The sequence below is a fragment of the Streptococcus sp. AM28-20 genome, from assembly GCF_003603595.1.
In the GTDB taxonomy this organism is placed as follows: Bacteria; Bacillota; Bacilli; order Lactobacillales; family Streptococcaceae; genus Streptococcus; species Streptococcus ilei.
The window spans coordinates 61,304-80,814 of sequence record NZ_QTNK01000005.1 but is presented as its reverse complement, the minus strand read 5'-3'; the positions used below and the strand labels follow the sequence as shown (position 1 = coordinate 80,814).

The 19,511-nt window shown below is 41.9% G+C and carries 21 protein-coding genes; 12 read left to right on the top strand and 9 right to left on the bottom strand.

Annotated features, from left to right (window positions below; all coding sequences use genetic code 11):
- Nucleotides 1-7 precede the first annotated feature (7 nt).
- The 6 genes from fabF (at nucleotide 8) to DW738_RS10165 (ending at nucleotide 5,246) form a co-directional block, all read left to right on the top strand.
- On the top strand, nucleotides 8-1,240 hold the full coding sequence (gene fabF / locus DW738_RS10190) for a beta-ketoacyl-ACP synthase II (RefSeq protein WP_023022242.1): 1,233 nt from the start codon (nucleotides 8-10) through the stop codon (nucleotides 1,238-1,240).
- A gap of 1 nt (nucleotide 1,241) precedes the next feature.
- Nucleotides 1,242-1,730 carry an acetyl-CoA carboxylase biotin carboxyl carrier protein gene (accB, locus tag DW738_RS10185; protein ID WP_023022244.1) on the top strand — a complete coding sequence of 163 codons (489 nt, stop codon included), beginning with the start codon at nucleotides 1,242-1,244 and terminating at the stop codon, nucleotides 1,728-1,730.
- Nucleotides 1,727-2,149 (top strand): 3-hydroxyacyl-ACP dehydratase FabZ, encoded by a 423-nt coding sequence (fabZ, locus tag DW738_RS10180; RefSeq protein WP_006596902.1) that lies wholly within the window; start codon nucleotides 1,727-1,729, stop codon nucleotides 2,147-2,149. The genes accB and fabZ overlap by 4 nt, the downstream gene beginning before the upstream one ends.
- Nucleotides 2,150-2,159: 10 nt before the next feature.
- Nucleotides 2,160-3,527 (top strand): acetyl-CoA carboxylase biotin carboxylase subunit, encoded by a 1,368-nt coding sequence (locus DW738_RS10175; RefSeq protein WP_023022246.1) that lies wholly within the window; start codon nucleotides 2,160-2,162, stop codon nucleotides 3,525-3,527.
- Nucleotides 3,528-3,615: 88 nt separating this feature from the next.
- Nucleotides 3,616-4,476, top strand: a complete 861-nt coding sequence (gene accD / locus DW738_RS10170; protein WP_042361364.1) for an acetyl-CoA carboxylase, carboxyltransferase subunit beta — start codon at nucleotides 3,616-3,618, stop codon at nucleotides 4,474-4,476.
- On the top strand, nucleotides 4,476-5,246 hold the full coding sequence (locus DW738_RS10165; RefSeq protein WP_023022250.1) for an acetyl-CoA carboxylase carboxyl transferase subunit alpha: 771 nt from the start codon (nucleotides 4,476-4,478) through the stop codon (nucleotides 5,244-5,246). Before accD ends, DW738_RS10165 begins: the two co-directional genes overlap by 1 nt.
- Nucleotides 5,247-5,296: 50 nt before the next feature.
- Here DW738_RS10165 and serS read toward each other — a convergent pair whose 3' ends face one another.
- From serS to DW738_RS10130, 7 genes are all read right to left on the bottom strand, one after another.
- A complete protein-coding gene (serS, locus tag DW738_RS10160) occupies nucleotides 5,297-6,574 on the bottom strand; it encodes a serine--tRNA ligase (RefSeq protein ID WP_123160935.1) in 1,278 nt (425 codons plus the stop codon).
- A gap of 216 nt (nucleotides 6,575-6,790) precedes the next feature.
- Nucleotides 6,791-7,159 (bottom strand): DUF956 family protein, encoded by a 369-nt coding sequence (locus DW738_RS10155; RefSeq protein WP_123160934.1) that lies wholly within the window; start codon nucleotides 7,157-7,159, stop codon nucleotides 6,791-6,793.
- Between the two features lie 80 nt (nucleotides 7,160-7,239).
- Nucleotides 7,240-8,151: a PTS system mannose/fructose/sorbose family transporter subunit IID gene (locus tag DW738_RS10150; protein ID WP_023022256.1), complete on the bottom strand. Its 912-nt coding sequence runs from the start codon at nucleotides 8,149-8,151 to the stop codon at nucleotides 7,240-7,242.
- An 18-nt stretch (nucleotides 8,152-8,169) separates the two neighbouring features.
- Entirely contained in the window at nucleotides 8,170-8,973 is an 804-nt protein-coding gene (locus DW738_RS10145) for a PTS mannose/fructose/sorbose transporter subunit IIC (protein ID WP_023022258.1), read from the bottom strand.
- A gap of 27 nt (nucleotides 8,974-9,000) precedes the next feature.
- Nucleotides 9,001-9,990 (bottom strand): PTS sugar transporter subunit IIB, encoded by a 990-nt coding sequence (locus DW738_RS10140; RefSeq protein WP_120701222.1) that lies wholly within the window; start codon nucleotides 9,988-9,990, stop codon nucleotides 9,001-9,003.
- A 639-nt stretch (nucleotides 9,991-10,629) separates the two neighbouring features.
- Entirely contained in the window at nucleotides 10,630-11,652 is a 1,023-nt protein-coding gene (gene adhP, locus DW738_RS10135) for an alcohol dehydrogenase AdhP (protein WP_048715224.1), read from the bottom strand.
- Between the two features lie 291 nt (nucleotides 11,653-11,943).
- Complete coding sequence (locus DW738_RS10130) at nucleotides 11,944-12,756, bottom strand: Cof-type HAD-IIB family hydrolase (protein WP_123160933.1); 813 nt, start codon at nucleotides 12,754-12,756, stop codon at nucleotides 11,944-11,946.
- Between the two features lie 263 nt (nucleotides 12,757-13,019).
- Between DW738_RS10130 and DW738_RS10125 the strand changes: the two genes are divergently transcribed.
- The 4 genes from DW738_RS10125 to DW738_RS10105 all read left to right on the top strand — a co-directional run bounded on the left by DW738_RS10125 (nucleotide 13,020) and on the right by DW738_RS10105 (nucleotide 16,867).
- Entirely contained in the window at nucleotides 13,020-14,441 is a 1,422-nt protein-coding gene (locus DW738_RS10125) for an NCS2 family permease (RefSeq protein ID WP_023022264.1), read from the top strand.
- 277 nt (nucleotides 14,442-14,718) lie between these two features.
- The gene (gene tsaE, locus DW738_RS10115; protein WP_123160940.1) at nucleotides 14,719-15,168 is read left to right on the top strand and encodes a tRNA (adenosine(37)-N6)-threonylcarbamoyltransferase complex ATPase subunit type 1 TsaE; all 450 of its coding nucleotides are present in this window, start codon (nucleotides 14,719-14,721) and stop codon (nucleotides 15,166-15,168) included.
- A 2-nt stretch (nucleotides 15,169-15,170) separates the two neighbouring features.
- Nucleotides 15,171-15,704, top strand: a complete 534-nt coding sequence (locus tag DW738_RS10110) for a GNAT family protein (protein ID WP_123160932.1) — start codon at nucleotides 15,171-15,173, stop codon at nucleotides 15,702-15,704.
- Nucleotides 15,701-16,867, top strand: coding sequence for an LCP family protein (locus DW738_RS10105; protein WP_123160931.1), 1,167 nt, complete (start codon nucleotides 15,701-15,703; stop codon nucleotides 16,865-16,867). Before DW738_RS10110 ends, DW738_RS10105 begins: the two co-directional genes overlap by 4 nt.
- Nucleotides 16,868-16,926: 59 nt before the next feature.
- On the opposite strand, the gene DW738_RS10100 is transcribed toward DW738_RS10105, so the two are convergent.
- Both DW738_RS10100 and DW738_RS10095 read right to left on the bottom strand, forming a co-directional pair.
- Entirely contained in the window at nucleotides 16,927-17,220 is a 294-nt protein-coding gene (locus DW738_RS10100; RefSeq protein ID WP_123160930.1) for a hypothetical protein, read from the bottom strand.
- A gap of 13 nt (nucleotides 17,221-17,233) precedes the next feature.
- On the bottom strand, nucleotides 17,234-17,647 hold the full coding sequence (locus tag DW738_RS10095; RefSeq protein ID WP_123160929.1) for an HIT family protein: 414 nt from the start codon (nucleotides 17,645-17,647) through the stop codon (nucleotides 17,234-17,236).
- Between the two features lie 67 nt (nucleotides 17,648-17,714).
- Between DW738_RS10095 and DW738_RS10090 the strand changes: the two genes are divergently transcribed.
- Together DW738_RS10090 and DW738_RS10085 are read left to right on the top strand one after the other, a co-directional pair.
- On the top strand, nucleotides 17,715-18,446 hold the full coding sequence (locus DW738_RS10090; protein ID WP_123160928.1) for an ABC transporter ATP-binding protein: 732 nt from the start codon (nucleotides 17,715-17,717) through the stop codon (nucleotides 18,444-18,446).
- Nucleotides 18,443-19,498: an ABC transporter permease gene (locus DW738_RS10085; RefSeq protein WP_123160927.1), complete on the top strand. Its 1,056-nt coding sequence runs from the start codon at nucleotides 18,443-18,445 to the stop codon at nucleotides 19,496-19,498. Before DW738_RS10090 ends, DW738_RS10085 begins: the two co-directional genes overlap by 4 nt.
- The last annotated feature ends 13 nt before the right edge of the window (nucleotides 19,499-19,511 follow it).

Sequence of the window (19,511 nt, the reverse complement as noted above, 5' to 3'; positions counted from 1 at the left end):
TTTTGAAATGAAATTAAATCGTGTTGTTGTAACAGGCTATGGCTTGACATCTCCAATCGGAAACACTCCAGAAGAATTTTGGAATAGCTTAAAAGAAGGAAAGATTGGAATTGGTCCGATCACAAAATTTGACCACAGTGACTTTGCTGTTCATAATGCAGCTGAAATCCAAGATTTTCCATTTGATAAGTACTTTATCAAAAAAGATACAAATCGCTTTGATAACTACTCTTTATATGCCTTGTATGCAGCTCAAGAAGCTGTGAATCATGCAGGTTTAGACGTAGAAGCTATTGATAAAGATCGTTTTGGTGTCATTGTTGCTTCTGGTATCGGTGGCATCAAAGAAATCGAAGATCAAGTGATTCGTTTGCATGAAAAAGGACCAAAACGTGTCAAACCAATGACCCTTCCAAAAGCTCTGCCAAATATGGCATCTGGGAATGTTGCGATGCGTTTTGGAGCTAATGGAATTTGTAAATCAATCAACACAGCTTGTGCCTCTTCAAATGATGCGATTGGGGATGCTTTCCGCGCTATTAAGTTTGGTTTCCAAGATTTGATGTTGGTAGGTGGTTCAGAAGCTTCTATTACGCCATTTGCAATCGCCGGTTTCCAAGCCCTAACAGCTCTTTCAACAACAGAAGATCCAACTCGTGCTTCTATTCCATTTGATAAAGATCGGAATGGATTTGTAATGGGAGAAGGGTCAGGAATGTTGGTGCTTGAAAGTTTGGAACACGCTGAAAAACGTGGTGCAACCATTCTTGCTGAAGTCGTGGGCTACGGAAATACCTGTGATGCCTACCATATGACTTCTCCACATCCAGAAGGCCAAGGAGCTATCAAGGCAATGAAGTTGGCTTTGGATGAGGCAGAAATTGAACCAGCTCAAGTTGATTATGTCAATGCCCATGGTACCTCTACTCCAGCAAATGAAAAAGGAGAAAGTGGTGCAATCGTTTCTGTATTTGGTACAGAAGTTCCAGTATCTTCTACAAAATCATTTACAGGTCACCTCTTGGGAGCAGCAGGAGCAGTTGAAGCCATTGCAACGATCGAAGCAATTCGCCATCAATATGTTCCAAAAACTGCCGGAACACAAGAGTTATCAGATTATATTGAAGCCAATGTCATCTTTGGTGAAGGCCAAGAGCGTCCGATTTCTTATGCTATTTCCAATACATTTGGATTTGGAGGACACAATGCTGTCTTAGCCTTTAAACGTTGGGAGGGATAAAGTGAATATTCAAGAAATTAAAGACTTGATGAGTCAATTTGACCAATCCAGTCTTCGTGAATTTACCTATCAAAATGCAACTGATGTGCTATCATTTAGTAAAAATTCTGGCAGTGTAGCTAGCCCGCAACCGGCTACTCCAGCTCCTGTCGTTCAGGAAGCAGCACCCACTGTTGAGAGCCCTGTGGTTCTTGCAGAAGAACCGGTTGCTCCTTCAGTACCAGCTCCAGAAGCTGCTCCAGCAGTGGTAGTAGAAGGGGAAGTAGTTGAAAGTCCTCTTGTCGGTGTAGCTTATTTAGCTTCAGGTCCAGATAAACCAGCCTTTGTTCAGGTTGGAGATAGTGTCTCAAAAGGGCAAACTCTATTGATTATTGAAGCAATGAAAGTTATGAACGAAGTTCCTGCACCAAGGGATGGAATTGTAACTGAAATCCTTGTTTCAAATGAAGAAATGGTTGAGTTTGGGAAAGGATTGGTACGGATTAAATGATCGATATTCAAGCTATTAAAGAGGCTCTTCCGCACCGCTACCCTATGTTATTGGTGGACCGCGTCCTTGAAACAAGCGAGGATACGATTGTAGCCATCAAGAATGTTACGATCAATGAGCCCTTCTTTAATGGGCACTTTCCAAGCTACCCAGTTATGCCAGGTGTTCTCATTATGGAAGCCTTGGCACAAACTGCGGGTGTCTTAGAATTGTCCAAACCAGAAAATAAAGGGAAATTAGTCTTTTATGCTGGAATGGATAAGGTTAAATTTAAAAAACAAGTTGTTCCGGGAGATCAGCTCGTGATGACAGCTACCTTTGTTAAGCGTCGTGGCTCGATTGCGGTCGTAGAAGCAAAAGCGGAAGTCGACGGGAAATTAGCTGCTAGCGGAACCCTAACATTTGCAATTGGTAACTAGGGAGGTTTCTATGTTCCGAAAAATTTTAATCGCGAATCGTGGTGAAATTGCGGTCCGGATTATTCGAGCTGCTCGTGAATTAGGAATTGAAACAGTCGCTGTCTATTCAACGGCTGATAAGGAAGCCTTGCATACCTTACTTGCGGATGAAGCAGTTTGTATTGGGCCTGCCAAGTCAACAGAGTCGTATTTGAATATGAATGCCGTCTTATCTGCGGCAGTTCTAACTGGTTCAGAAGCTATTCACCCAGGTTTTGGATTTTTAAGTGAAAATTCGAAGTTTGCAACCATGTGTGAAGAAGTCGGAATTAAGTTTATCGGACCATCAGGATCTGTCATGGATATGATGGGAGATAAAATTAATGCCCGGGCGCAAATGATTAAAGCAGGTGTGCCTGTTATTCCAGGATCAGATGGAGAAGTTCATTCTGCTGAAGAAGCCTTGAAGGTTGCAGATCGGATTGGTTATCCTGTCATGTTGAAGGCCTCAGCTGGAGGTGGAGGTAAAGGAATACGTAAAGTGGAACGGGCAGAAGACCTGGTTCCAGCCTTTGAATCTGCTTCAACAGAGGCTAAGGCAGCCTTTGGCAATGGTGCGATGTACCTAGAACGCGTCATCTATCCTGCTCGTCACATTGAGGTGCAAATTTTAGCTGACCAATTTGGACATGTGGTTCATTTGGGTGAGCGGGATTGCTCGCTTCAGAGAAACAATCAAAAGGTTCTTGAAGAATCCCCGTCCGTTGCAATTGGAAAGACGATTCGAGACCAAATAGGCTCTGCAGCCGTCCGAGCAGCCGAATCTGTTGGTTATGAAAATGCTGGGACGATTGAGTTTCTTTATGATGAAGGAAAAGGCGAATTTTACTTCATGGAGATGAATACTCGGGTTCAAGTTGAGCATCCCGTGACGGAATTTGTCACAGGAATTGATATCGTGAAAGAGCAAATTAAGATTGCTGAAGGCCAAGAATTGTCTGTGCGTCAAGAAGATATCCAAATTTCCGGTCATGCCATTGAATGCCGGATCAATGCGGAAAATCCTGCCTTCAACTTTGCACCAAGTCCAGGAAAGATCACCAATCTCTACCTTCCAAGTGGAGGGGTTGGCTTGCGCGTGGATTCTGCAGTCTATCCTGGCTATACGATTCCACCTTACTACGATAGTATGATTGCCAAAATCATTGTCCATGGAGAGAATCGTTTCGATGCCTTGATGAAGATGCAACGCGCCCTCTATGAGTTGGAAATTGACGGTGTAATGACCAACAGTGATTTCCAATTGGATTTGATTTCAGATTCGAATGTGATTGCTGGAGATTACGATACCGCCTTTCTGATGGAAAAATTTTTACCAAATTATCAGAAAAATCAATAAGCATTGAACTTTGTAAATGTGAGATTCATTTTCACAAGGAATGAACGCGCACAATTACAAAGTTCTTTTACCAAGTAAGGAGAAGTTGATGGCTTTATTTTCTAAAAAAGATAAGTACATTCGAATTAATCCCAATCGGTCGGCCATTGAAGCACCTCAGCCGAAACCAGAGGTTCCAGATGAGTTGTTTTCTCAGTGTCCGGGCTGTAAACATACCATTTACCAAAAGGATCTAGGAAGTGAACGTCTGTGTCCTAAGTGTGGCTATACCTTCCGTATTTCTGCTGTAGAACGGCTTCAATTGACAATTGATCCAGGAAGCTTTATTGAACTGTTTACGGGTATTGAGACCAAGGACCCGCTTAAGTTTCCAAACTACAAGAAGAAATTGGCGACTGTTCGTGAATTAACAGGGCTTGATGAGGCTGTGTTAACAGGAACTGCAAAGATTGGGGGCCATAAAGTCGCTCTTGGTATTATGGATTCCAATTTTATCATGGCTTCTATGGGCTCTGTGGTCGGTGAAAAGATTACCCGCCTATTTGAATTGGCGACAGAAGAAAAGCTCCCAGTCGTGCTCTTTACAGCTTCTGGTGGTGCTCGGATGCAAGAAGGAATCGTCAGTTTGATGCAGATGGCTAAAATCTCTGCAGCTGTTCAAAGACACTCAAAAGCAGGCTTGTTTTATCTTACCGTTCTAACAGACCCAACAACAGGAGGGGTAACGGCGTCATTTGCAATGGAAGGGGATATCATCATTGCAGAGAGTCAAGCCCTTGTGGGATTTGCAGGTCGTCGAGTGATCGAGTCAACCGTGCGGGAACAGTTGCCGGATAATTTCCAAAAGGCTGAATTTTTACAAGAGCATGGCTTTGTGGATGTGATTGTCCAGCGTAGTGATATGCGTTCAACAATCGCAGACTTGTTAGCCTTTCATGGAGGGAAGTAATGACAAGAATAACACAAATTATTAAAGAAGCTCGTGACCAAGGACGTTTGACAGCTCTTGATTATGCTCATGGAATTTTTGAAAACTTTATCGAACTACATGGAGATCGGAATTTCCGAGATGACGGTGCAGTGATTGGTGGAATTGGTTGGCTTGGAGATCAAGCGGTAACGGTTGTCGGGATTCAAAAAGGAAAGAATCTTCAGGATAACCTAAGTAGAAACTTTGGTCAACCCCACCCTGAAGGTTATCGAAAAGCTTTGCGTCTGATGAAACAGGCGGAGAAGTTTGGTCGTCCAGTAGTAACCTTCATCAATACCGCGGGTGCTTATCCGGGTGTTGGCGCTGAAGAACGGGGACAGGGTGAGGCTATCGCGCGTAACCTCATGGAAATGAGTGATTTAAAGGTTCCGATTATTGCAATTATCATCGGAGAAGGAGGCTCAGGTGGCGCCCTTGCTCTGGCTGTAGCGGACAAGGTCTGGATGTTGGAGAACTCTATCTATGCCGTCTTGAGTCCAGAAGGATTTGCTTCTATTCTATGGAAAGATGGAAGCCGTGCCATGGAAGCTGCTGAGTTGATGAAGATTACTTCGCATGAGTTGTTAAATATGGATATTGTGGACAAGGTGATTCCGGAGCATGGTTTCTCAAATGGAGAACTACTAGCTCAAGTGAAGAAGGAAATTCAAGCAGAATTGAAGGAACTACAAGCTTTGTCTCTCGAAGATCTGCTAGAGCAACGCTACCAGCGTTTTCGTAAATATTAAAAAAACTGGGCTTGCAGATGCAAGACTCAGTTTTTTTATCTTATCTTATCTTATTTTGGTGCAATAACTTCAGCTCCACCCATGTATGGACGAAGGACTTCTGGAATGGTTACAGAACCATCTGCGTTTTGATAGTTTTCAAGAATAGCAGCGACGGTACGTCCAACAGCCAATCCAGAACCATTCAAGGTATGAAGAAGTTTCACTTTACCATCTGCTTCATCACGGTAACGGATTTGCGCACGACGGGCTTGGAAATCTTCTGTATTGGAACAGCTTGAGATTTCACGGTAGGTGTTTTGAGCAGGAATCCAAACTTCCAAGTCATAAGTCTTAGCAGCTGAGAAGCCCATATCTCCTGTAGAAAGAGCAACGACACGGTATGGCAAGTTTAGTTTTTGAAGGATGTTTTCAGCGTTGGCTGTCATTTTCTCCAATTCTTCGTATGATTCTTCCGGTTTGGCAAATTTGACCATTTCAACCTTATGGAATTGGTGTAAACGGATCAAGCCACGAGTATCTCGACCGGCAGAACCAGCTTCTGAACGGAAAGATGGGCTCATGGCAGTAAAGTAGATTGGCAAATCTTTGCCATCGATGATTTCATCACGGTAGTAGTTCGTTAGAGGCACTTCAGCAGTTGGGATCAAGACATAGTTAGTATCGCTGAGTTCAAAAGTATCTTCCTTAAATTTTGGATATTGCCCAGTACCAAACATAGAGTCATGGTTGACCATGTAAGGGGTGATGACTTCCGTATAGCCTTCCTTACCGTGCTCATCTAGCATAAAGTTGTAGATGGCACGTTCCAAACGAGCTCCCAGGCCTTTATAGAAAAGGAAGCGTGCACCAGTAACTTTCCCACCACGTTCCCAGTCAAGGATGTCTAAGTCCTCGCCAAGATCCCAGTGGGCTTTTGGTTCAAAGTCAAACTCACGAGGAGTTCCCCAACGGCGAACTTCTACGTTATCGTCTTCGTCTGCTCCAATAGGAACACTGTCAGCTGGGATGTTTGGAAGAGTAGTGGTAAATTCTGTCAATTTCGCATCGATTTCTGCCAATTCTGCATCGAGTGCTTTGACTTCTGCAGAAAGAGTTTGCATGGCAGCAATCTTATCATCTGCATTTTCTTTGTTGCGTTTGGCTTGGGCGATTTCAGCAGAAACGGTGTTACGCTCAGCCTTGAGGCCTTCTACTTTGACCAAGATGTCACGACGCTTGGCATCGATTTCTTTCATTTCGTTCAAGATGGCAGCATCTACACCGCGTGTCGCTAATTTTTCAGCAACTGCATCAAAGTCTGTACGAATCCGTTTAATATCTAACATAGCTTCTCCTTTAACAAAAAACACACCTGTCAGAGTGTTGGAGTGGCAGAGCCACGGTTCCATCCAACTTCACAGGTGTGCACTTGATTCGATATTGTATTTTAACTAAACGGTAGAATTCAATTAAGATTTCTATCTGCTCGCAGCAACCGCAGACTTTCTGAAAGATTTTCTTAATTTACTTATCCGTTTTCGTTTATTATACAAGAAAAGCAATTATTTTGCAAATAGATTTTTAATTTTAGCTACGATGGTTTGGATCAAGGTCGGTAGCTTGACAATTTTATCATTTCCTAAATGTTCTCGTGCAATTTTCAAGATTTTTCCCGAGTCTTTAGAAGCAAAGAGAAATTTTGATTCTTTGGTATAGATTTCAAAATGGCGGCTAATTTTACGTCCGGATACATTAGCTCCGATTTGTTCGATATCCTGCCAGGGAATTTGGATGTAGTCTTCAACATTTGCATCCGCATAAAATTCGAAAGCAGCATTCCCAACTAAAATTTTTCCAACCTTTCCTCCAACCCCTAGATAAGAGACACCAGTGGTATGGAATTCCACGGTTTTATTCTGTGATTGCGCCATGTGCTCCTCCTGTAACTATGTTCATTTCATTATATCATAATAAAAAGAAGGTCGAAACCTTCTTTTTTGTTGATCTTTGCTTACATCAAGCCCGCAACGTGTGCCAAGACACCGATGACAAAGAGGGCGATGATGATAGTGATAGGAGATACTTTCTTCTTAAGCAACCACATACAAGCAAAAGTAAGAAGTAAGCCCATCAAACCAGGAATCAATGAATCCAAGTTTTGTTGGAAAGTCGTAACTTTTTCCGGTGTTTGAGATAGGCCTGAACCAACTTGAGCGAAGGCTTCTTGGATTCCCTTGTATCCTTCAGGAAGTTTATCCCAGTGGATATAAGCTTTATCGTCTAGCTTAACTGATGAGACATTGAAGATAAATTTAATCGATACCCAACGTTCTACTAAGACAGCGAGGATAAACATCCCAAGGATAGAAGCTCCTTTAGTGATATCTTGCAAGATTCCACCAGACATATCTTTGGTAATTTCAGAACCGGCTTTGTATCCAAGTTCTTGGGTATACCACAAGAAGGACATACGAATTGCGTTCCATGCAAGGAAGAAGATGAGTGGACCAAGGATATTACCAGTCAAGGCAAGAGATGCACCAAGTGCTCCAAGGATCGGACGAACTGTAAACCAGAAGACTGGATCTCCGATACCAGCCAAAGGCCCCATCATACCAATTTTAACCCCTTGGATAGCAGCATCATCAATAGCAGCACCGTTTGCTTTTTCTTCTTCAAGGGCAAGAGTAACCCCGATGATTGGAGCAGCTACGTATGGGTGAGTGTTGAAGAACTCCATGTGACGCTCAAGAGCAGCCGCTTGGTCTTCTTTCTTGGTGTAGAGTTTTTTGATAGCTGGGATCAATGAGTAAGCCCAACCCAAGTTTTGCATCCGTTCGTAGTTCCAAGAACCTTGCAAGAAGGTTGAACGCCACCAAACTTTTTGACGATCTGATTTAGATAATTGTAATTTTTCAGTCATGATAGTGTCACACCTTTCTTAATAGTCTTCGAGAATATCGCCGATTGGGTCATTAGAAGTAGCGACTCCGCCACCTCCGTTGCCACCTTTCTTAGAAAGTGAAAGGTAAATCAAGGCAAGGGCAACACCAATCGCTCCAAGAGCAATCAAAGTTAATTCGCTGACGGCAGCAAGTGCAAAACCAATGGCAAAGAATGGCCAAACTTCACGGCTTGCCATCATGTTGATAACCATAGCATAACCAACGGCTACAACCATACCTCCACCGATTTGCATACCGTCTGACAACCAAGCAGGCATCGCTTCAAGCGCACCTTTAACAGTTTCAGCAGGGATCATCAACAAGAGGGCTGCAGGAATAGCGATACGAAGACCTTGAAGAAGAAGAGCTACAAAGTGAGCGCGTTCTACCCCTTTGATATCACCTTTTTTAGCAGCAGCATCGGCAGTGTGGACCAAACCAACAGAGAGAGTACGGACGATCATGGTCAAGAAAAGACCAGCGACTGCAAGTGGAATAGCCACACCTTGAGCCACAGCGATTCCTTTAGAACTAAAGTCACCACCAAGAACCAAGATAATCGCAGCAGCGACAGATGCAAGAGCAGCATCGGGTGCAACGGCAGCTCCAATGTTTGCCCAGCCAAGTGCAAGTAATTGAAGGGAACCACCAAGCATCACACCGGCAGTCAAGTTACCTGTTACCAAACCGATTAAGGTACAAGCAACAAGTGGTTGGTGGAATTGGAATTGGTCAAGGATACCTTCAAGACCTGCTAAGAAGGCAACAACGACCACTAATACCATAGAAATAATAGACATGTTTAAAATCCTTTCGTAAGTAATCGATTATTGAACGTTAGCTTTGTTAATTAAGTCAAACAAATCTTTCTTAGAGTCATTTGGCACTTTACGGACATCAAATTCTACTCCAAGATCACGCATTTTTTCAAATGTAGCCACATCTTCTTTATCCATTGACAACACATTGTTAACCATGGTTTTACCAGTTGAGTGGGCCATTGAACCAACGTTCAAGGTTTTAATCGGAACACCACCTTCGATGGCACGAAGAGCGTCTTGAGGTGTTTCAAATAAGATCAAAGCATGTGTTTCACCAAAGCGTGGATCTTTTGCGACGTCGATCAATTTTTGAATTGGGACTACGTTTGCTTTTACACCATTTGGTGCCGCCTGCTTAATCAACTCTTTACGGAGTTCATCTTTGGCAACTGAGTCTGAAGCAACGATAATGCGATCTGCTTTTGAATCAGGAGTCCAAGCAGTAGCGACTTGTCCATGAAGGAGACGAGTATCGAGACGAGCAAGGTTGATTTTGAGTTTGCCATCTCCAATCACTGTTCCCTCTGGAATAGCAGCTTGGGCAACAGGAGCAGCTGAAGCAGTGCTTGCTTCTTCGACAGGATTCAATTCTTCTGGAAGAGCTTTGATTCCATCTTTAGATTCTTTGATGATGTTTGCAGCGATTTGATCAACGCCTGCATTTGCATCCATCAAACGCTCTGTATAAGCTTGAATCAACATCGGAAGGTTTAATCCAGTGATGATCGCAAATTTACGATCTGGATTTTCCCCCATGACACGACTAGCTTGGTTAAATGGAGAACCACTCCAAAGGTCAGCCAAAACCAAGATTTCATCTTCTGCATCAAATGCGGCAACAGCAGCATTGAATTTAGCATAGAGATCATCTGGGCCTTCACTTGGCATGAACGTAACCACTTGAACTTTCTCTTGATCCCCAAAGATCATCGAGCCGGATTGGTGGATTCCAGCTGCAAATTCACCGTGGCTAGCAATAATGATACCAATACTCATTATTGACATTCCTCCTTATAAAATTTGTTTGACTTTCAGTTTAAGAAAACTTTAAGCTAATTTATTATAAAACGTTTTCATCATAAAGTCAATTTTTCAGTACTAAATTAAAGGAAAAAGAAGGTTTTTAATATATTAATTTGTTAATATTTATCTTCGAGTGCTAGCAGAGTTTTTTACGACTGAACTCGAAAAGCCTTTGGAAATCCTTGACAAAATGGGAGTGAAGGGGATTCGAAGTTTCTGAAAAGATAAGTAGTAGCTTCTGAGGGGTAAAATAAAGATATAGAAACTCCTTGTAGGCCCTGCTTATGAGAAAGTGAAAAAGACCAGCCCAATTGGGTTGGTCTCAGATTGAAGCCATAGTCTTATGAAAAACTTTCCTTAGGTGAGTACGGACGTCAGCGAACTTCCTCGAAGTTCCATAACTAATTATTGAGCCTAAGGTCTCAATAATTCCGAGTGTCTGAAACAATTGTGTTTCAAGCACTTTTCCCACAGCGGAAAGTTTTTTCCTTTTCTTAAATGACTAAAACGTAAAAGTCATTTAAGAAAATCATCTAGCTATTTTATGTAAAACAATAGTTTGTCTAAATTCAAAGACCAGCCCTCTTGGACTAGTCTTGTAGGTTCGTTTATTTAGTTAGTGAAGTCAAGTACCATACGTCCTTGAATGGTTCCGGCTTCCATTTCGTCAAAGACCTTAACAGCATCTTCTACTGGACGTTTTTGAACGACTGGCACTACCAAACCTTCTGCACCAAATTGGAAAGCTTCTTCTAAGTCTTTACGAGTTCCAACAAGAGAACCAATGACTTGGATACCATCTAATACTGTTTTCACAATGCTGAGCTCCATCATTTCAGAAGGAAGTCCGACTGCAACAACGCGACCACCCGCACGAACTGAATCTACTGCTTGGTTGAAGGCTACTTTAGAAACGGCTGTTACGACAGCAGAGTGAGCTCCACCATTTGTTTTTTCTTTGATCAATCCTGGGACATCTTCGACTTCACGACCATTAATGACAAAGTCTGCCCCAACTTCTTTCGCCAATTCCAATTTATCATTGTTGATATCGACAGCGATGACATGAGCGTTGAAGACTTTCTTGGCATATTGAACAGCTAAGTTACCCAAGCCACCAGCTCCATAGATAACGATCCATTGGCCTGGTTCAGCTTTGGCTTCTTTGATAGCTTTGTAGGTTGTAACACCGGCACAGGTAATAGAAGAAGCTTGGGCTGGATCTAATCCCTCTGGTACTTTTACTGCGTAGTCTGCAGTTACGATACATTGTTCAGCCATTCCTCCATCAACAGAGTAACCAGCATTTTTTACAGTACGGCAAAGAGTTTCGCGACCAGTTGTACAGTATTCACAAGTGCCACATCCTTCGAAGAACCAAGCAACACTGACACGGTCACCAACTTTTAAACTTGTCACATCTGGAGCAAGTTCTTTAACAATCCCGATTCCTTCGTGTCCAAGAACACGGCCTGGAACTTTACCGAAGTCTCCGTGAGCAACGTGCAAGTCCGTGTGGCAGACACCACAGTATTCGATTTGAACAAGAGCTTCCCCTGTTTCTAATGGGCGCATCTCCTTGTTTGCAACAATTTCAACACCAGTACCTTCTGGATTTACAACAACAGCTTTCATAGTTTTCCTCCTCAAGAGCTTAGTTGAATTAGAGACGGTAATAAAACGAGAAGTAACATCACTTGAATCATTATCGTATGAAACGAGCTAGGCTCCTTTTTTATTTTTGTTATGTTAATTTTATCACAAACTCCATCAGTTAGCAAGCGTTTACATAGAAAAATTTTCTGAAAATAAACTTAACTGGTTAAATTATTTTCAGAAAAAGTCCCTATAAAGTTTCGTATGTTTGAGAAAACAAAAAAGCTTGAATCCTTTCTTGTAAAAGGTGATTCAAGCGATTCACTTTATTTATAGGAAGAGTTTTTCTAGTTGACGAGCAACGCCGTCCTGATCATTTGTATACTCGGTTTGTTTATCGGCATAGGGGAGGAGGACAGGATTGGCGTTTTTCATAGCATAACCAGTTCCTGCGAAAGCCAACATGTCTGTATCGTTTTGCTCATCCCCAAAAGCAATCAAGTCTTTCCGATCAAGTCCGTAAGTCTCGAGGAGATGGTTGAGGGCAAAGGCTTTATTAACCCCTTTTGGAGCGCACTCGAGAATGTTGAGCGGTCCCCCCCAACTATTGATTTCCAATTCATGATGGTAGTAGTCACGCATTTCTTCGGCTAAAGCATACTTATCTTTAGCGCGTGTTTGAAAGAGGATAGCATTTGGATTTTCGGTAACTTTACGAGCTTCAAATTTTGTTTTGGAGGAGATTTTAGAAACCCCAAATAAGGCAGGATCAATAGTATGGTGGTAGGTGTGTGTGACATAGAACTTATTGCGATATTCCCCTGCAATAAAGTCCGCCTGGATGTCATTTTCTCTCTCGACCATATCTAGGAGGTATTTTTTATCAAGGGTCATCGATAGTTCTTTCGACCATTTTTTATTTGGAATATGAGTGAGAGCACCGTTAAAGTTAATCATGGGACTCTCCAAACCCAATTCCTTATAGATATGATCTGCCATTCGATAGGGACGCCCAGTTGTAATAATGACCTGGTGGCCTTGTTCACTGATTTTCTGGATGGTTTCAATCGTATAGGGTGATAATTTACTCTCAGAATTTAATAAGGTGCCATCTAAATCGACAGCGATTAGTTTTTTATTCATAGGAAAAATCCTTTCATTTGTATGGTTTTTCGTACTCTAAACAAGGAATGTTTTATAGAGTAAAGAGCACCATATTTTAAGAAGAATGCTACCATTATACCAGATAAATAGGAAAATTTCAGTCTTTCGAATGGTAAAGGATGTGCCACGAAAGATTGTCCAGATGAATCGCTTGTAAAAGTGAATGATATTTGATAAAATATTGGTATTGTTCGTGATTGAATCGCGGACAGATTTATTTTTTTAAGGAGTTTATTGGAAAAATGGATAAGTTTTTCAAACTATCTGAACACGGAACGACGGTTCGTACAGAGGTATTAGCTGGTTTAACGACATTCTTTGCCATGTCTTATATCTTGTTTGTAAACCCTCAAATGCTTTCCCAAACAGGTATGCCTGCTCAAGGAGTATTTCTAGCAACCATTATTGGGTCAGTCGTTGGAACTCTCATGATGGCTTTCTATGCCAATCTACCTTATGCCCAAGCACCGGGGATGGGCTTGAATGCCTTCTTTACCTTTACAGTGGTATTTGGGATGGGCTATTCTTGGAAAGAAGCTTTGGGAATGGTCTTCATTTGCGGATTGATTTCCTTGGTTATCACATTAACCAATGTTCGGAAAATGATTATTGAGTCAATTCCAAATGCTTTGCGTTCAGCTATCTCTGCTGGTATCGGAATTTTCTTGGCCTATGTTGGAATTAAAAATGCTGGTCTGTTGAAGTTTTCGATTGATCCACATACCTATACAGTAGCAGGAGAAGGGGCTGATAAGGCAAATGCGGCGATTACAGCAAATTCTGCAGCGGTCCCAGGACTTGTTAATTTCAATAGTCCGACAGTCCTCCTTGCATTGGCTGGCTTAGCTATTACTGTTTTCTTTGTCATCAAGGGCATTAAAGGAGGGATTATCCTATCTATCCTTACGACAACAGTCCTCGCTATTGTATTTGGCATTGTTGATCTTTCAACGATTGACTTTGGTAGTACCCATCTTGGAGCAGCTGTCAATGATCTTGGGAAAATTTTTGGTGCTGCACTTGGTTCAGAAGGATTAGGTTCTTTGATTACCAATACTTCTCGTCTTCCTGAAACCTTGATGGCTATTCTCGCTTTCTCATTGACAGATATTTTTGATACTATTGGTACCTTGATTGGAACAGGTGAAAAAGTTGGTATTGTTGCCACAAATGGTGAAAATCACCAATCCGCTAAATTGGATAAAGCCCTTTATTCAGATCTCGTAGCGACATCTGTTGGTGCAATTGCGGGTACTTCGAATGTGACAACTTATGTTGAGTCAGCTGCGGGTATTGGAGCTGGTGGACGGACTGGTCTGACAGCCCTCGTAGTAGCTCTTTGTTTTGCTGTGTCAAGTATTTTTAGTCCCCTTCTTGCCATTGTGCCAACTGCAGCGACAGCACCAATTTTGATTATCGTTGGGATCATGATGTTAAGTAGCTTGAAAAACATCCATTGGGATGATATGGCAGAAGCTGTACCAGCCTTCTTCACTTCTATCTTTATGGGGTTCAGCTATTCGATCACAAATGGGATTGCAGCAGGTTTTATTACCTATACAGTGACCAAACTTGTCAAAGGTGAAGCCAAAGAGGTTCACAGTATGATTTGGATTTTAGATGCTTTGTTTATCCTGAACTTTATCAGTATGGCCTTGCACTAAAATGAGAACTGAGGGAAGAGAGTGGGACAGAAATCGGTCATTCGTTAGAATTCGATTTCGTCGTCCCACCTCCGCACAGTTGAGTAGGGATGTAAAAGCTGATGAAATCAGCCTAGTAGAGCCCACTCAACCACTGCGTCTTGCTCGACAATCCAAAGACAATTGAGAGGCTAGGACTTTTGTCCCAGCCTCTTCTTTTTATTGTCTCAAGTGAGGTAGAAGGATGATTGACGAAAAATGGTGGGCAAGAATCAATTATTTTTGGTATAATGGTGGAATGAAAAGTCAAAATGAACAAGAGTTGATTGCGATTGGGAAACAGTTGGGTCAACGATTAGAAAAACAGGATATAGTGATTCTTACTGGAGATTTGGGGGCAGGGAAAACAACCTTTACAAAAGGCCTTGCTCAAGGTTTGGATATTCGCCAGATGATCAAAAGTCCTACTTATACTATCGTGAGAGAATATGAAGGTCGCTTGCCCTTGTATCACCTGGATGTCTATCGTATTGGGGACGATCCAGATTCGATTGATTTGGATGACTTTTTATTTGGTGAAGGGGTTACTGTCATTGAGTGGGGAGAGTTGCTAGAGACCAGCCTTCCCGCTGGATATTTAAAGGTTGAACTACTCAAGGACGGTGATGGACGTGAGATACGCTTGTCAGCTGTCGGTGAACGTGCTGAACAATTAAGGGAGTCATTTTTGACTTCTGTAGGAGCTTGAAGATGGAACAGGTACTAGATCTCTTTTTGAAAGAGGCTGAAGCCTCGGATGCACAGTCTTTACTCGACTTTTTTAAAGATGTAGCGACTGAATCTGATTTTACGACCTTGGCTCCAGAAGGACTTGGGATGACCAAGCAAGAGTTGGAAATGTTTGTGGAAAAACAAGCGCAAACAGACAATCAATTATGTCTCTTGTTATACTTGGGTGAGGATCTGGTAGGCGTCTTAAATATTGTCGCGGATCAAAATAGAGCCTTGCGCCATATTGGAGATCTCTTTATTGTTATCCGGAAGATATACTGGAATAAAGGCTTAGGTCACCTTCTTCTAGAAGAAGGAATCGCATGGGCGGAAGGTACCAACCTCCTTCGGAAGTTAGACCTCAGTGTCCAAGTTCGAAATGAACGGGCTATCCATCTCTACCAAACGCTAGGATTTGAAATTGAAGGTCTCCGCAAGAGAGGCGTATACAAGGAAGGGGAATATCTGGATGTTTACCTAATGGGCAAACTGATAGATGGACAGAATCTATGATTAAAAAAATTCTATTAATGTTTTTTAGTTTGTTAGCAGTAACGACGATTGGGATTGGGGCGTACGGGCTGACCATCCTTAATCAGTCGACAAATGCGTTGAGTAAGACCTATAAAGGAATCGGCGGTGAAAACAATGTCATTGCAGAAAATAAACCGATGACCATCTTGCTCATGGGGGTCGATACTGGATCAGGCTCACGAGAGGATCAGTGGGTAGGAAACAGTGATACCATGATCCTGGTGACGGTGAATCCACAAACGAGTGAGACAACGATTATGAGTTTGGAACGGGATATCTTAACCAATATTACGCAGGATGGAGAAACGGTTCAAGCTAAGCTGAACGCAGCTTATGCTCAAGGTGGGGCCGAGTTGGCCATTGAAACCATCCAAGATTTGATGAATATTCATATTGACCGTTATGCGATGATCAATATGAAAGGCCTAGTCCAACTGGTTGATAAGGTCGGTGGGATAACGGTAAACAATCCATTTGATTTCGATATTTCGATTGAAGAAAACGAACCAGAATATACAGCTAAAATTCCACCTGGTCGTCAAGAAATTGACGGAGAACAAGCGTTAGTATACTCACGGATGCGTTATCAAGATCCAGAAGGAGACTATGGTCGTCAAAAACGTCAACGAGAAGTCATCGAAAAGATCATCAAGAAAGTATTGACTTTGGATGGTCTGAGCAATTATCAAGGAATTATTGAAGCGGTTAGTGATAATATGCAGACCAATATCTCTTTGGATACGGATAGTTTGATGCAGTTGATGGGGTATCGAGATGCCTTGAAGAACATCCGTATGGAACAGTTGAAAGGTGAAGATGCCACCCTTGCCGATGGCGGTAGTTACCAAATTGTTGATGCAAAACACCTGTTGAAGATGCAGAATATACTGCGTAAAAGTTTGGGTTTATCACCTTTAAGCAAGCTCAAAACAAGTGCGGTTCTATTAGATGGAGACGAAGCTGCGGGGACAGTTTCATCAGAAAGTGGTGAAGCTCCAGTAGAATCGAGCCAGGATACAGGTGGAGGATATTATGAACCTTCCTATGTTCCAGAAACTACTGTAAGCTCAGAAGTGGTTCCACAATACCAACCTACCACTCCTTCTGCGGATACAACGGTAGCTGGTGCTGGAGGAAACTAAATCATTTCTCTTCTAAAAATAAAAAGGTTTTGAGACGACTGTCTCAAAACCTTTTTTGCTTATTCGTGATTAGATTTCTCAGACCAAATAGTTTGGATTTGTTCTACAGAAGCGTTGGCTTGCTGAGAGAAGATCCTTGCTTTATAGGAGAAGTCTTCCAGTAATTGATTTAAAAGAACTCTTTGCTCTTGGATGATTTCAATATTTTTTTTGATGTTAGAAAGGTTTGATTGGATTCCTTCGGTTAGTTGTTTGGTTTCACTGAATTCATTTTTCAGAGGTTCGCGATTTTTAACAAGTTGATAGCTGATGGTTGCTCCAGTCGCAAACCAAAATAGATCTCTTAATTTCATAGTAAGCTCCTTTTTAATGGTTTGAGATATCCTTGGCTAATTGGGCAAGGTGATCAAAATCGGGTTCGTGGGCGATGAAATCAATCTTTAAGTCGTCATCTTGAGAGTAGCGTGGAAGAATATGGACATGAGTATGGAAGACAGATTGTCCTGCGATTTCTTCCATATTACTAATGATATTCATCCCTTGAGGTTGCGTAGCACTTTCCACTTTTTTGGTGACTGTTGAAACGACGTTAAAGAGATCAGCCGTTTCATCTGGTGTCATTTCCAACAGATTGCGGGCATGTTTTTTTGGAATCACAAGGGTATGGCCTGGAGTGACCTGAGAGATATCTAAAAAAGCAAGAAAATGGTCATCTTCGTAGACCTTAGAAGCAGGAATGTCTCCAGAAACAATCTTACAAAAAATACAATCCGAAACCATAAATATACCTCAATTTAGCTAGATTTTGTTATAATATAAGAACATTATACCAGAAAGCAAAGAAAATATGTTAGAAATAAAAAACCTGACAGGAGGCTATGTCAATATCCCTGTCTTAAAAGATGTTAGTTTTGAGGTTGGCGATGGTCAATTGATTGGATTGATTGGCTTGAATGGAGCAGGAAAGTCAACGACCATTAATGAAATTATAGGTCTCCTGCGTCCCTATGCTGGTGAAATCCGGATTGATGGCTTGACTCTAGTGGCTTCTCCAAGTGCTTATCGCAAAAAAATTGGTTATATCCCAGAAACCCCTAGCCTTTATGAAGAATTAACTTTACGTGAGCATATTGAGACAGTAGCTATGGCCTATGATTTGGATCAAGAAGCTGTTTTTGCGCGTGTGACTCCTCTCCTGAAGCAATTTCGACTAGAGGAAAAATTGGATTGGTTTCCTGTCCATTTTTCTAAGGGGATGAAACAAAAGGTCATGATCATTTGTGCCTTTGCTGTTGATCCAAGTTTGTTTATTGTGGATGAGCCCTTTTTAGGCTTAGATCCAGTTGCAATCTCAGATTTAATTCAACTATTGAATGCAGAGAAAGAAAAAGGAAAATCTATTTTAATGAGTACCCATGTTCTGGATTCTGCTGAAAAAATGTGTGATGCCTTTGTCATCCTCCATAAGGGACAGGTCCGTGCTCAGGGGACTTTAGAGGATTTGCGGACAGAATTTGGAATGGCAGATGCAGATTTGAATGAGATTTACCTTGCACTAACAAAAGAGGCTGACCGATGATTGAAGTTTTACAAAAGAGGAAGACGACCTTTCGCAATCAGTGCTTAAAATATTCTCGCTATGTGTTTAATGATCACTTTGTCCTCTTTCTCCTGATTTTTCTAGGCTTTTTAGCGGTTCAGTACAGTCAATTTTTGCGCTCCCTACCAGAAGATAAGAGCCTTCTCCTCCTTGTACTTGCCCTTGCTCCTTTGCTCCTGCTTCCAATTGGTTCCATCGCAACCTATTTTGAGAAGCCAGACATGATTTTCCTTCTGGCAAAAGAAGAGCAATTGAAAGGCTATTTGAACCAACAGATCTTACGAGCGACTATTTTCTGGGGAATTGTACAAACCCTTGTGCTTGTTCTATTTGTCCCTTTGGCTTTGGCTTTAGGACTGTCTCTTACCATTGTAGTGGTTTATTTGGCTATTCTCTTCTTGTTGAAGGTTCTTGTTTTTCAAGGGAAGGGGAAAAGATTCTATAACCAGGCGGGTCTTGATTGGAAGCGAATCGTAGAGCTAGAAAACCAGAGAAAGCAAAGTATTCTAAGATTTTTCGCCCTTTTTACCACAGTAAAAGGAATGACGAATAGCGTGAAACGGCGGGCCTACTTAGACAGACTAACAAGCATGGTTCCGAAAGTCAGTTCCAAGACTTGGAACAACCTATATCTCCGTTCTTATCTCAGAAATGGAGATCTGTTTTCCATGAGCCTGCGTCTATTAGGACTAGCAATCGCTGTCTTTGTCTTCATCCCGCAAACGCTAGTAGCAGTAGCCGTCGCGGGCCTCTTGAATTATTTACTTGTTTTTCAATTGCTCGGACTCTACAAGGCCTTTGACTATCAGTATTTAACGCGACTCTTCCCCTTGGAAATCAGTGCTAAAACACGAGGGCTTCTTCAAACAGTTCAATCGGTGACTTTGTTTGTGGTTCTTGTCGAGGGAGGACTGGGATTACTGGTCTTTGAAGAGAAAATTCTCGTCCTGGCCTTGCTAGCTTTCACAGCCTTTTTAGCCTATGGTTATGCACCTTTCAAGGTGAGACGATTAGTTGACGAAACGCTTTAAAATTAGTAAAATA

What these genes read in the sequence shown, in the direction of transcription:
- fabF (WP_023022242.1), top strand. Translation starts at nt 8, where the DNA reads ATGAAATTAAATCGTGTTGTTGTAACAGGCTATGGCTTGACATCTCCA.
- fabZ (WP_006596902.1), top strand. Translation starts at nt 1,727, where the DNA reads ATGATCGATATTCAAGCTATTAAAGAGGCTCTTCCGCACCGCTACCCT.
- DW738_RS10175 (WP_023022246.1), top strand. Translation starts at nt 2,160, where the DNA reads ATGTTCCGAAAAATTTTAATCGCGAATCGTGGTGAAATTGCGGTCCGG.
- accD (WP_042361364.1), top strand. Translation starts at nt 3,616, where the DNA reads ATGGCTTTATTTTCTAAAAAAGATAAGTACATTCGAATTAATCCCAAT.
- DW738_RS10165 (WP_023022250.1), top strand. Translation starts at nt 4,476, where the DNA reads ATGACAAGAATAACACAAATTATTAAAGAAGCTCGTGACCAAGGACGT.
- serS (WP_123160935.1), bottom strand. Translation starts at nt 6,574, where the DNA reads ATGTTAGATATTAAACGGATTCGTACAGACTTTGATGCAGTTGCTGAA.
- DW738_RS10155 (WP_123160934.1), bottom strand. Translation starts at nt 7,159, where the DNA reads ATGGCGCAATCACAGAATAAAACCGTGGAATTCCATACCACTGGTGTC.
- DW738_RS10150 (WP_023022256.1), bottom strand. Translation starts at nt 8,151, where the DNA reads ATGACTGAAAAATTACAATTATCTAAATCAGATCGTCAAAAAGTTTGG.
- DW738_RS10145 (WP_023022258.1), bottom strand. Translation starts at nt 8,973, where the DNA reads ATGTCTATTATTTCTATGGTATTAGTGGTCGTTGTTGCCTTCTTAGCA.
- DW738_RS10140 (WP_120701222.1), bottom strand. Translation starts at nt 9,990, where the DNA reads ATGAGTATTGGTATCATTATTGCTAGCCACGGTGAATTTGCAGCTGGA.
- adhP (WP_048715224.1), bottom strand. Translation starts at nt 11,652, where the DNA reads ATGAAAGCTGTTGTTGTAAATCCAGAAGGTACTGGTGTTGAAATTGTT.
- DW738_RS10130 (WP_123160933.1), bottom strand. Translation starts at nt 12,756, where the DNA reads ATGAATAAAAAACTAATCGCTGTCGATTTAGATGGCACCTTATTAAAT.
- DW738_RS10125 (WP_023022264.1), top strand. Translation starts at nt 13,020, where the DNA reads ATGGATAAGTTTTTCAAACTATCTGAACACGGAACGACGGTTCGTACA.
- tsaE (WP_123160940.1), top strand. Translation starts at nt 14,719, where the DNA reads ATGAAAAGTCAAAATGAACAAGAGTTGATTGCGATTGGGAAACAGTTG.
- DW738_RS10110 (WP_123160932.1), top strand. Translation starts at nt 15,171, where the DNA reads ATGGAACAGGTACTAGATCTCTTTTTGAAAGAGGCTGAAGCCTCGGAT.
- DW738_RS10105 (WP_123160931.1), top strand. Translation starts at nt 15,701, where the DNA reads ATGATTAAAAAAATTCTATTAATGTTTTTTAGTTTGTTAGCAGTAACG.
- DW738_RS10100 (WP_123160930.1), bottom strand. Translation starts at nt 17,220, where the DNA reads ATGAAATTAAGAGATCTATTTTGGTTTGCGACTGGAGCAACCATCAGC.
- DW738_RS10095 (WP_123160929.1), bottom strand. Translation starts at nt 17,647, where the DNA reads ATGGTTTCGGATTGTATTTTTTGTAAGATTGTTTCTGGAGACATTCCT.
- DW738_RS10090 (WP_123160928.1), top strand. Translation starts at nt 17,715, where the DNA reads ATGTTAGAAATAAAAAACCTGACAGGAGGCTATGTCAATATCCCTGTC.
- DW738_RS10085 (WP_123160927.1), top strand. Translation starts at nt 18,443, where the DNA reads ATGATTGAAGTTTTACAAAAGAGGAAGACGACCTTTCGCAATCAGTGC.